10 protein-coding genes and 1 pseudogene are annotated in these 10,984 nt (G+C 73.6%); 7 read left to right on the top strand and 4 right to left on the bottom strand.

Annotation, left to right across the window (positions count from 1 at the left end; all coding sequences use genetic code 11):
• A pseudogene (locus tag VIM26_RS07055) lies at nt 1-184 on the bottom strand (5-(carboxyamino)imidazole ribonucleotide synthase); the annotation flags it as partial.
• A 95-nt stretch (nt 185-279) separates the two neighbouring features.
• Between VIM26_RS07055 and VIM26_RS07050 the strand changes: the two are divergent.
• Together VIM26_RS07050 and VIM26_RS07045 are read left to right on the top strand one after the other, a co-directional pair.
• Nucleotides 280-825, top strand: coding sequence for a GtrA family protein (locus VIM26_RS07050; RefSeq protein ID WP_331949641.1), 546 nt, complete (start codon nt 280-282; stop codon nt 823-825).
• Nucleotides 818-1,015: a hypothetical protein gene (locus tag VIM26_RS07045; protein WP_331949640.1), complete on the top strand. Its 198-nt coding sequence runs from the start codon at nt 818-820 to the stop codon at nt 1,013-1,015. Before VIM26_RS07050 ends, VIM26_RS07045 begins: the two co-directional genes overlap by 8 nt.
• An 8-nt stretch (nt 1,016-1,023) precedes the next feature.
• Here the strand turns inward: VIM26_RS07045 and VIM26_RS07040 are convergent, their stop codons facing one another.
• Entirely contained in the window at nt 1,024-1,632 is a 609-nt protein-coding gene (locus VIM26_RS07040) for a class I SAM-dependent methyltransferase (protein ID WP_331949639.1), read from the bottom strand.
• Nucleotides 1,633-1,880: 248 nt separating this feature from the next.
• On the opposite strand from VIM26_RS07040, the gene VIM26_RS07035 reads away from it, so the two are divergent.
• Entirely contained in the window at nt 1,881-2,813 is a 933-nt protein-coding gene (locus tag VIM26_RS07035; protein ID WP_331949638.1) for a lysylphosphatidylglycerol synthase domain-containing protein, read from the top strand.
• A gap of 98 nt (nt 2,814-2,911) precedes the next feature.
• Here VIM26_RS07035 and VIM26_RS07030 read toward each other — a convergent pair whose 3' ends face one another.
• Nucleotides 2,912-4,234 (bottom strand): ATP-binding protein, encoded by a 1,323-nt coding sequence (locus VIM26_RS07030; protein WP_331949637.1) that lies wholly within the window; start codon nt 4,232-4,234, stop codon nt 2,912-2,914.
• A gap of 3 nt (nt 4,235-4,237) precedes the next feature.
• Nucleotides 4,238-4,930 (bottom strand): response regulator transcription factor, encoded by a 693-nt coding sequence (locus VIM26_RS07025; protein ID WP_331949636.1) that lies wholly within the window; start codon nt 4,928-4,930, stop codon nt 4,238-4,240.
• A gap of 141 nt (nt 4,931-5,071) precedes the next feature.
• Here VIM26_RS07025 and VIM26_RS07020 point away from each other — a divergent pair, with 141 nt between their 5' ends.
• The 4 genes from VIM26_RS07020 to VIM26_RS07005 all read left to right on the top strand — a co-directional run bounded on the left by VIM26_RS07020 (nt 5,072) and on the right by VIM26_RS07005 (nt 10,959).
• Nucleotides 5,072-6,262 (top strand): sensor histidine kinase, encoded by a 1,191-nt coding sequence (locus VIM26_RS07020; RefSeq protein WP_331949635.1) that lies wholly within the window; start codon nt 5,072-5,074, stop codon nt 6,260-6,262.
• A gap of 220 nt (nt 6,263-6,482) precedes the next feature.
• The gene (locus VIM26_RS07015) at nt 6,483-7,184 is read left to right on the top strand and encodes a response regulator transcription factor (RefSeq protein ID WP_331949642.1); all 702 of its coding nucleotides are present in this window, start codon (nt 6,483-6,485) and stop codon (nt 7,182-7,184) included.
• A 281-nt stretch (nt 7,185-7,465) separates the two neighbouring features.
• The gene (locus VIM26_RS07010) at nt 7,466-8,275 is read left to right on the top strand and encodes an ABC transporter ATP-binding protein (protein WP_331949634.1); all 810 of its coding nucleotides are present in this window, start codon (nt 7,466-7,468) and stop codon (nt 8,273-8,275) included.
• Nucleotides 8,275-10,959 (top strand): ABC transporter permease, encoded by a 2,685-nt coding sequence (locus VIM26_RS07005; RefSeq protein WP_331949633.1) that lies wholly within the window; start codon nt 8,275-8,277, stop codon nt 10,957-10,959. Before VIM26_RS07010 ends, VIM26_RS07005 begins: the two co-directional genes overlap by 1 nt.
• Nucleotides 10,960-10,984 lie beyond the last annotated feature (25 nt).

Here is a 10,984-nt window from a genome sequence, read left to right as displayed (position 1 = left end):
CGAGCGCACGGATCGCGACCTCGTCGCTCGCGGCGCCCACCGGCGAGTCGGGGACGACCTGCGCCGCCGACGATGCCGCGTCCTCCACGAGCACCCGCAGGTGCACCCCGAGCGCCGTCGCTGCTGACGCCATCATGCGAGCGAGCTGCCCGCCGCCGACCACTGCCACTACTGGTGCTGCCACGAGCGGGAGCCTAGTGGAGGCTCGCCGCGGCCAGGCTCCGGGTTCATCCGATAGGCACCTAGGGCGCTCCCAGCAAGCCGGGCTACCCTCGTCACGTGAGCACCCCCGGCCCAGCAGACTTCCGCCTGCCTGGTCGGCGCCCCGCGGTCCCGGGGGCGCGGGCGAGGATCGCCGAGCTGGCCAGGTTCGGTTCCGTCGGCGCGGTGGCCTACGTCGTCGACCTCGGCCTGTTCAACCTGCTGCGGTTCGGGCCGGGCGAGCTGCTGCACGCCAAGCCGCTCACGGCCAAGATCCTCTCGGTCTCCGTCGCGACGCTGGTGGCGTGGCTTGGCAACCGGTACTGGGCCTTCGCGGGCAGCCGCACGTCCTCGCGCGGGCGTGAGCTCGCCGGCTTCGTCGTGGTCAATGTCGGCGGCCTGGTGATCGGCGTCGGCTGCCTGGCGTTCTCGCACTACCTCCTGGGCCTGACCTCGCCGCTCGCAGACAACATCTCCGCGAACGCCGTCGGGCTGGGGCTCGGCACGGCGTTCCGGTACTTCTTCTACCGGCGGCTCGTCTTCACCGGGATCCCCGCTGCCGGGGACGCCGAGCCCGAACCCGACCCCGATCCGGAGCCGGAGCCCGACACCGCGCGTGTCTGAGCCCGCCGGGAAGCTCCCGGGGCGCGCCCTGCGCTGGCCGCCGCCCCCGGCGGAGGTCACGCACCTGCGCCAGAACGCCGCCGTCCTCGCGGCCGACCCGCGCTTCACCGCGGTGCGCGGGACCTGGCTGACCGTGCTGCGTCCGAGCGGCGCCGGCTGCCGGGCGCCGGAACCCGGCACGCCCGGTTAGTCGACGCCTCAGTCGCGCGTCAGCAGCGCGGTCTCCCTCGGGTACGGCAGCGAGGGAGCGAAGCCCCGGAACCGCCGCACCCGCAGCCCCGTGCGGCGCAGGCCCTCGGTGTACCGCGGGCGCTGGGAGTCGTCCCACACGATGATGCCGCCCGGTGCCATGTGCTTGAGGGCCGCCTGCGCACAGTCGACGCGGGCTCGGCCGTCGACGCAGATGATGTCGAACTCCCCGCCCACCTGCGCGAGGGTGTCGACGTAGTCCGCGTACTCGAACTGGTCCTCACCCTTGCGACCGGAACCCACGCGGGGCTGGTCCGACGCCGCCGGGTGGATCTCGATCAGGTTGACCTTGTCCGCGAGGTCCGCCTCGACCAGCACGCGCCGCATGATCCCGGCGAAGAACTCGTCGTGCTCGACGCTGTGCACGACGGCGCTGCGACGCCCCAGCCAGATGGTGCTCGCACCGGACCCGAACTCGAAGACCCGCGCCTTGCCGTCGAGCGCCTCGAGGCGCTCCTGCACGACGTCGATCGCGCCGTAGGTCCACCACGGGATGTCGAGGCTCACGAGGTCGTCCACGTCGTGGATGGCGTACAGCGTGCGCCAGTGCGCGAGCACCCCCCGCCGGTTGGCGCGGTAGCTGCGATCGAGCCGATCGAGCAGACCGGTCCTGACCGAGACCGTTCGAGCGCGCCGGGCACCCTTGACGTACGTCGATCTCAGAATTTTCCCAGCCGTTCCCACAGGGACCTCCGGTCCGACGCCGGCACACCGCAGGCGGGTGTGCTCCCGGACACACTACTCAGGCAGGCGGACCCCGACGGCGATTGCCGCGCGCGCAAGACGGCGCACGGTAACCTGCGGCGATGCGGTCACTGAAGCGCGCCGCGCGAATCTCCTTCCTGCTGCTCGCCGTCGTCCTGCTGGTCGTGACGGTCGTGCGCGAGCGCACCGCGCTCGCGATCGCCGTGCAGCAGCTGAGCGTGGGCTCCCTGGTCGCGGCGACCTTGCTGGTCCTGGCGGGCCTTGTCGCGCAGCTGCTCTCCTGGCGCGCCCTGTTCGCGGGCCCCGGCTCGAGCGTGCCCTCGCTGCGGGCGTCGGCCCAGATCTACTACGTCGGGCAGCTGGGCAAGTACGTGCCCGGCGCGGTCTGGGCGGTCGTGGCTCAGAGCGACCTCGGCACGAGGCACCGGATCTCCCGCTCGCGCAGCGCCGTCGTCGCGCTCGGGGCGCTCGCCGTGCTGGTGGTCACCGGGACCGGGGTGGCGGCCGTCATCCTCACGGTCACCTCGCCGGGGTCGCTGCGGTCGTACTGGTGGGCGCTGCCCGCGCTGCCCGTCGGGGTCGCCCTGCTGCTCCCGCCGGTCTTCAACCGGTTGATCGCCTGGGTGCTGCGGGTCACCGGGCGCGGCGCGGCGAACGAGGGGATCGAGGGCCGGTCGCTCGTCGTCTCCAGCGCGTGGGCCCTGGTGATGTGGGCGATGTTCGGGGCGCACGCCTGGGTGCTCGCCGCCGCCCTGGGCGGGCACGGACCCTCGATCGCGGCGATCTGCACCGGTGCGTTCGCGCTCGCGTGGGTGGTCGGGCTGCTCATCGTGATCGCCCCCGCGGGTGCCGGGGCCCGGGAAGCCGCCCTCGTGCTCGCGCTCGGCGCCGTGCTCGATCGGCCCGACGCCCTCGTGCTCGCCCTGGTGAGCCGGATCATCATGGTGATCGCCGACGCCGTCGTCGCGGCCGCGGCCGCCCCACAGCTGCTGCGCCGGCACGGCGAGGCCGCGCGGGAACCTGGCCCGGCCTGACTTTCGCAGGCCTGAGCTGCGCTTGCCTACCTGCGCACCCGCGGGCGGTCGCCGGGCGACTCCTCGATCAGCGCGGAGGGCCGTCAGTGCGAGGGCGGTCAGCGCCGACGGCCCCGCTTGACGGTGGACACCCGCGAGCCCCGCGGCAGCACCACGAGCGGGTCCAGCGACTTCGGGACCCCCGCGAGGAAGACCGCGAACACCGCCGGGCGGCGCTGCGCGAGCTCGATCCGGCCGCCGTCGACGGCGACCAGGTCCCGCGCGAGCGACAGCCCGAGCCCGGTTCCCGCGCCCGAGGTCGCGCCCCGATCGAAGACCCGGGCCGCGAGGTCGTCGGGCACACCCTCGCCCTCGTCCCCGACCTCGATGACCATCGCCCCGCTCGCTCCACTGGGCCGGGACCGCACCGTGGTTTGGCCCGCACCGTGCTTGAGGGAGTTCTCGATGAGCGTGGCGAGCGCCTGCGCCAGGGCGCCCGGCGTCGCGAGCACCTGCGCGTCCGGGGCCACGTCGATCACGAGCTTGCGACCGGCGGCCTCGAACGACGGCGCCCACTCCTCCTCCTGCTGGCGCACGACCTCGATCAGGTGCACGGCCTCGGTCGTCCCGCCCTGGGTGCGCCGCGATCGCTTGAGCAGGTCGTCGACGACCGAGACGAGCCGCTCGACCTGCTCGAGGGCGATCCGGGCCTCCTCGCTGACGTCCGGGTTGTCGCTCGCCATCGAGATCTCCTCGAGACGCATCGACAGCGCGGTCAGCGGCGTGCGGAGCTGATGGGAGGCGTCCGAGGCGAACTGCCGCTCGGCCGCCATCTTGCCCGCCATCCGGTCCGAGCTGCGCGCCAGCTCGGCCGCGACGAGGTCGATCTCCTCCACGCCCGACGGCTCCAGGCTCGGGCGCACCTGCCCCGACCCGAGCTGTTCGGCCGAGGCTGCGAGGTAGACCAGTGGCGCCGCCAGCCGGTTCGCCTGCCACATCGCCATCGCGATCCCGGCACCGAACGCGACGACCGCCGCCACGACCACCAGGGCGACGACCCGCGCGCTCAGCCAGAAGACGTCCCACCAGGAGATCGTGAGGATCACCAGGGTGCCGTCGCCCGCGGTCGCCTCGGCGGACAGCGACCGGCCGGCGACCGGCTGGCCCGACTGCAGCCGGTCGCCCGACGTCGTGACCACGAGGACCGACGCCGGCAGCGAGTTGACCCCGCCGGTGTAGCCGTCGAGCATGCCGTCGGTCAGCCGCAGGTTCTTCTGGTTGCGGAAGTCGATCGTGGACGCCAGGTTTGACGCGCGCGAGTCCAGCTCGCGCAGCTCGGTGTCACGCGCGTACTGCGCACCGAGGAACGCGAGCGGGAATCCGAGCAGCACGACCGCGACGGTGACCGCGGCGATCGTTGCCTGCAGTACCCGGCGGCGCATGAGCTAGGCCACGGCGTGCTCGCCGGTCTCGAACCGGAAGCCCATCCCGCGCACGGTGCTCACGTAGCGCGGCGCATTCGCGTCGTCACCGAGCTTGCGCCGCAACCAGGAGACGTGCATGTCGAGCGTCTTCGTGGAGCCCGACGGATCGGTGCCCCAGACCTCGCGCATGAGTGTCTCACGTGCCACCACGGTGCCGACGGCCGCGACCAGCACGCGCAGCAGGTCGAACTCCTTGGCGGTCAGGTGCAGCTCGCGCTCCCCCTGGAACGCCCGGTGCGCCGCGACGTCGATCCGCACGTTCTGCGCCTGGAGCTCGTCCTCGTCGACGGGGTCGCCATGGGTGCGGCGCAGCAGCGCGCGGACCCGGGCCAGCAGCTCGGCGAGCCGGAACGGTTTCGTCACATAGTCATCGGCCCCGGCGTCGAGCCCGACGACGAGGTCCACCTCATCCGCGCGCGCCGTCAGCACGAGCACCGGAGTAGTCAGGCCCTGGTTCCGGATCGCCCGGGCAACATCGAGTCCATCCATGTCGGGGAGTCCGAGGTCAAGCACGACCAGATCCGCGCTCGCCGCGTTGTCGATCGCTCCTTGACCTGTTCCTTGCACAACTACGTCATAGCCTTCACGGCTAAGGGCTCGCGCCAAAGGTTCGGCAATCGCGGGGTCGTCTTCTGCCAGCAGTACCTGGGTCATTTCGCCATGCTAGGTCACGCTGGCCCCTCGGCGTCCACCGAAAGACCCTACGAGACATGTGACCTCGGGCGGATACCGGACTCCCCGGCGTCCACCCCTGGTCCGATGCCCGCCGGCCGGGGCGTTGCCTAGGCTGGACTGATGGGTTGGTGGGAGCGGTCGAGCCGCTGGTTCGACGCGCACCGGTTCGCCCTCGACGCCCTGGGCACCTCGGCCCTGCTGCTCGTCAGTGTGGCGGCCGGGAGCTCAATGGGAGACTCGGGCGCGATGGCGCACTGGGTGTGGTCGGCGCTCATCGTCGCGCCCCTCGCGTGGCGGCGCACCCGCCCGGTGTTCTCCGTCGCGGCGGTGTATCTCGCGGGGCTCGCGCAGGTGCTGGCCGGTGAACCGCTCATCTACCCGGCCGACCTCACGGTTCTGCTCGCGCTGTACTCCGTGACGGTGCACGGCCCGCGCTGGGCGCACCGCACCGCGATCGTCGGCGCCCTGGTCGGCTCGGTCCTGTTCGCCTTCGTGCTGTACCTCCAGGGTGGCGGGGCGAACGCCCTCGGGATCTCGCTGTTCGCGTCGGTCAGCGCACTCGCCGTCTGGGCCTTCGGGCTCGTGCGGCGTTCCCGGCACGAGACCCTCACCGCGCTGCGCGACCGCGCCACCCGGCTCGAGGTCGAGCGCGACCAGCAGGCCCAGCTCGCGACGTCGGCGGAGCGGGCCAGGATCGCCCGCGAGATGCACGACATCGTCGCCCACTCGTTGTCCGTGATCATCGCCCAGGCCGACGGCGGGCGGTACGCGGCACAGGCGGACCCGGCGGCCGCGGCCGGTGCGCTCGGCACGATCGCTGAGACGGGCCGCACGGCGCTGGCCGACATGCGCCGGCTGCTCGGCGTGCTGCGCGTCGAGGACGACGGCGCCGCGCCCACCGGTCTCGCGCCGCAGCCCGCCGTCGGCGACCTCGAACAGCTCGTCGAGCAGGTGCGGACGAGCGGGATGCGCGTGTCGTTCGCCCGCATCGGGATCGCCCGGATGCTGCCGCCCGGAGCCGGCCTGGTGGCCTACCGGATCTGCCAGGAGTCGCTCACGAACGTGCTCAAGCACGCCGGACCGGACCCGAACGTGACCGTCCTGATGCGCTGGCTGCCCGCCTCGCTCGTCCTGGAGGTGTCCGACGACGGTCGTGGTGCGGCCGCGATCGGCGCCGCGGACGGCCGCGGGCAGGGCCTGCTCGGGATGCACGAGCGGGCCGCGATGTTCGGCGGGTCGGTCGTCGCGGGACCCCGCGCGGGCGGCGGCTTCCGAGTCCGGGTCGACCTCCCCCTGCCGGCCCAGTCGTGACGCCGTCGCCCCGGACCCGGACCCGGACCGCAGAGTGCGCACATCCGCCCCAACTGCGCACATCGGATGTGCGCAGAGCGCAGCGATGTGCGCAGTCTGCGGAACCTGTGCCATCCCGACACCCTGGAGAGTTGTGACCCCGTTGTCCGACACCGATCGGCTCGGCACCGATCGGCTCGGCACCGATCGGCACCGCACCGATCCGTCCCCCGCCTGCCCGATCCGGGTCGCACTCGTCGACGACCAGCAGTTGGTGCGTGCGGGCTTCCGGATGGTGATCGATTCCCAGCCCGACCTGCGCGTGGTGGCCGAGGCGGGCGACGGCGAGGAGGCGGTCCGCCTGCTGACCCGCGGCGCCGCGGCCGGCGAGGCGGTGGACGTCGTGCTGATGGATGTGCGGATGCCCCGCCTCGACGGGCTCGCAGCGACCGCGCGGCTCACCGCGGCGGCGGCGGCCGGGCACGCGGCACCGCGCGTCATCGTGCTGACCACGTTCGACCTCGACGAGTACGTGCTCGCCGCGATCCGGGCCGGCGTGAGCGGGTTCCTGCTCAAGGACGCGCTGCCCGAGGAGATGCTCGCGGCGATCCGCACGGTGCACGCGGGCGACGCCGTGATCGCGCCGTCGAGCACCCGGCGCCTGCTCGAGCATCTCGTGATCGCCCTGCCGCCCGCGCCGCGCACCGGCGCCGACCGGTCGCGCGCGCAGGTGGCGCTCGACCTGCTCACGGACCGCGAGCGCGAGGTGCTCGTGCTGATGTCCCGGGGCCGGTCGAACACCGAGATCGGGCACGACCTGTTCGTCGCAGAGACGACCGTCAAGACGCACGTCGGGCGGATCCTGGCCAAGCTCGGCGCCCGCGACCGAGTGCAGGCCGTTGTCGTCGCCTACGAGACCGGTCTGGTCCGGCCCGAACCGTGATCCTCGCCGACCCCGGTCGATCATCGAGCGGTCCGGCCGAGCTGCTCGACGGGTGTCCCAGGCGACAAATCCGGTCACGCCAGGCGACATGTTTCGCAAGACGCCCACCGGCGCGCCGATCCATTCCGAAGGTGGACGGATCGAGGACGACGCCCGCGGGCCACCCGTCCGCCCGGGGGATGAGCGGGGGCGAGTCGGCGGCCGACCGGGGACCGATGTGGCGGCACGCTGCTGCTCTCTAGCGTCGGGATCGTTCCCCTTCCTCGATCCCAGGAGTTCTCGTGGACACCACCACGTTCCAGCCCGTCGGCCCGCGCTCGGGCGGCCCCCGCGCGCGAGAGGCAGGCGTCGCCGCGGTCCGCGCCCGCGCGCTCAGCAAGGTCTACGGCACCGGTGAGGCGACCGTGCGCGCACTGGACGGCGTCGACGTGGACTTCACCGCGGGTGCGTTCACCGCGATCATGGGCCCGTCGGGCTCGGGCAAGTCCACCCTCATGCACCTGCTCGCGGGGCTCGACACGGCGTCGTCGGGCACCGCGTTCCTGGGCGGCACCGAGATCACGACCCTCGACGACGGCGCCCTCACGCGACTGCGGCGGGACCGGATCGGTTTCGTGTTCCAGTCGTTCAACCTGCTGCCGATGTTCACCGCGGAGCAGAACATCACGCTGCCGCTCGAGCTCGCGGGCGTCGCGCTGGAACGCGCCTGGTTCGACACGCTGGTGACCACCCTCGGGCTCGGCGACCGACTCACCCACCGCCCGGCCGAGCTGTCCGGCGGCCAGCAGCAGCGGGTCGCGATCGCGCGGGCCCTGATCGCCCGGCCCGACGTCGTCTTCGCCGACGAGCCGACCGGCAACCTCGACTCGCGCGCCGGCACCGAGGTGCTGAGCTTCCTGCGCCGGTCGGTGCGCGAGCTCGGGCGCACGGTCATCATGGTCACCCACGACCCGGCGGCGGCGGCCTACGCGGACCGTGTCGTGCTGCTCGCGGACGGCCGGATCGCCGGGGATATCGCCGACCCGACCCCGGAGTCGGTGCTCGCGGGCCTCGACGCGCTGCGCGTCCACGAGGGGCCGGTGGCCCGCTGATGCTGCGCCTCACCCTCGCCCAGATGCGGCTCAGCCTGGGTCTGCTGACCGCCGCGGGTCTCGCCATCGTGATCAGCACGGCGTTCGTCGCGGCGAGCCTCATCGCCGGCGCCGTCATCACCCGCACCAGCTACGACGCCGTGTCCGCGTCCTACGCGCACGCCGATGTCGTCGTGAGCGCACCGGACGGCGCCGACGGGGTCGACGGCGGCCTCACCCCCGCCGATCTCGCCGCGCTGCGCCAGGTACGCGGCGTCGCGGCCGTCGACGGCCAGGTCCCGCTGGGGACCGAGCTCGTCGCCGGGCCCAAACGGGTGTACCCGACGGTCACCGCGGTCGCATCCGACCCGCGACTCGAGGTACAGACCCTCGTCTCGGGCGCACTGCCCGCCGGACCGCACGAGGTGGCCCTTCCCGGTCCGCTGGCCGACCGGCTCGACGTGCGCGTCGGCGACGAGGTGACCACCACCCGGCAGACCTGGGCTCCCGAGCAGGCCGCGACAGCCAAACCGACGGCCGACCCAGCCACCGAGCCCGCGGGGACCTGGGTCGCGAGCACCGAACGGCTCACCGTGGTGGGCCTCCTCGACGACCCGGCCGGCGCGTTCGCGCAGTCCGGCGGCGCCATCGTCGTGCCGGCCGCGGACGCCGCGCGCTGGGCCGCGCAGGATGCCTCGGGCGGGTCGGGCAACCCGGGCGCGCCGGCGACCTACCCCCGCGCGATCGTCGCGCTGGCCCAGGGCGCCGACGCCGCCGACGTCGCCGCCGCGACCTCGGCGTTGCGAAAGGCCGCGCCGCACGGCACGACGGTCCGGACCAAGGACGACGAGGCCAAGGCGACCACCGCGGAGCTCACCGGCGGGAGCGACGTGTTCGTGCCGATCGTGCTCGGCTTCGCCTCGATCGCGCTGCTCGTCGCGGCCCTGGTCATCTCGAACACTTTCGGAGTGCTCATCGCGCAGCGCACCCGGACCCTGGCGCTGCTGCGCTGCGTGGGCGCGGGCAAGCGCCAGCTGCTGCGGTCCGTGCTGATCGAGGCCGGTCTGCTCGGCGTCGCGTCCTCCGCGCTCGGGCTGGCGGTCGGCGTCGGGCTCGCCCAGCTCGCCCTCGTCGTGGCCGGCCACCTGAATCTCGACGTCCCGCTGCCGGCGGTCGTGGCGATCACCCCGGCGGTCGTCCTCGCGCCGCTCGCGGTCGGCACCCTGGTCACGCTGATCGCGGCGCTCGCCCCCGCCCGGGCCGCGACCCGGGTCGCGCCGCTCGCCGCGCTGCGCCCGGCCGAGGTGCCCGCCGTCACCAGCCGCCGCAACCGGCCGCGGCTGGTGCTCGCGGCCCTGCTCACGGTCGGCGGCGTCGCGCTGCTCGCGCTCGCCGTCGCCCAGAACGGGTCGATGGGCGAGATCGCCGCGCTCGGCGTCGGAGTCGCCGGCGGCGCCATGTCGTTCGTCGGCGTGCTCGTGGGCGCGGTGTTCTGGGTTCCCGCCGTGGTCGGCCGTCTCGGCGGACTGCTCGCGCCGGCCGGGACCGCCGCGAAGCTGGCGACCGCGAACACGGTGCGCAACCCGCGCCGCACCGCGGCCACGAGCGCCGCCCTGCTGATCGGCGTCACGCTCGTGACGATGATGTCCACCGGCGCGGCGACCGCGCGGGCCACCCTCGGCGGGGCGCTCGACAGCAAGTACCCGGTCGACGTCATGATCGCCGACGAGAGTCCAGCGAGCACGGGCGACGGTGCGGCGCCGGACCTGCTGACCCCTGCGCTGGTGCGGACCGTGTCCGGTGTTCCCGGCATCGCGGACGTGATCACGCTGCGCACGATCGACGTGCGCCTGACAGCAGGCAGCACGACCGTGCCGTCCAGCGCCAACATCATCCGGCGCGACGACGCGACGTCGGTCGTGCGCTCGACGTCGATGGTGCGGGGCTTCGGCGACACCACGGCGATCGTCTCGTCGGTGACCGCCAAGGCTCTCGGCATCTCGACCGGCGACGCGGTGACCGTGACCGGCACGACGCACGACGCCGCGGGCGCCGAAGCACCGGCGGGCGCGCCGATCGAGGTCACCGCAACCGTGACGGACCTGCCGGCGGGCGTGCTGCGCACGCCCCGGGCCCTGGCCCGGATGGCGGTCGAGCAACCGACCAACCAGATCTGGGTCCGCCTCACCGACGTCAACGAGGCGGGCACCGTCGTGCCCGCCATCTCCGATGCGCTGTCCGACACGGCCGTGCAGATCAGTGGCGCGGGCGTCGAGCGTGCGCAGTTCCAGCGCACGATCGACACGCTGCTGGCGGTCGTGGTCGGGCTGCTCGCGGTCGCGGTGGTGATTGCGCTGATCGGCGTCGCGAACACGCTGTCGCTGTCCGTCATCGAGCGCCGTCGCGAGTCCGCCACGCTGCGCGTCATCGGGCTCTCGCGGCGCCAGCTGCGGACCATGCTCGCGATCGAGGGGATGCTCATCGCGGGGGTCGGCGGGGTGCTCGGCGCGGCGCTCGGCACGCTGTACGGCTGGGCGGGATCGGCGACCGTGCTCAGCAGCCTGGGCGAGGTCCACCTCCAGGTGCCATGGGGCGACCTCGGCCTGGTGGTCCTGGTCGCGATCGTCGCGGGCCTGCTCGCCTCGGTCCTCCCGGGCCGGGCGGCGGCTCGGACCTCGCCGGTCGCCGCGCTCGCGGTGGACTGACTCGCCGGCGCGGATGGGTCGGCGC

The sequence above is a fragment of the Pengzhenrongella sp. genome (genome assembly GCF_036565025.1).
Lineage (GTDB): Bacteria > Actinomycetota > Actinomycetes > Actinomycetales > Cellulomonadaceae > Pengzhenrongella.
This window is presented reverse-complemented; position numbering and strand designations above follow the sequence as displayed.

Coding starts and splice junctions, on each gene's coding strand:
- VIM26_RS07025 (WP_331949636.1), bottom strand. CDS start 4,930: ATGACCCAGGTACTGCTGGCAGAAGACGACCCCGCGATTGCCGAACCT.
- VIM26_RS07035 (WP_331949638.1), top strand. CDS start 1,881: ATGCGGTCACTGAAGCGCGCCGCGCGAATCTCCTTCCTGCTGCTCGCC.
- VIM26_RS07030 (WP_331949637.1), bottom strand. CDS start 4,234: ATGCGCCGCCGGGTACTGCAGGCAACGATCGCCGCGGTCACCGTCGCG.
- VIM26_RS07020 (WP_331949635.1), top strand. CDS start 5,072: ATGGGTTGGTGGGAGCGGTCGAGCCGCTGGTTCGACGCGCACCGGTTC.
- VIM26_RS07005 (WP_331949633.1), top strand. CDS start 8,275: ATGCTGCGCCTCACCCTCGCCCAGATGCGGCTCAGCCTGGGTCTGCTG.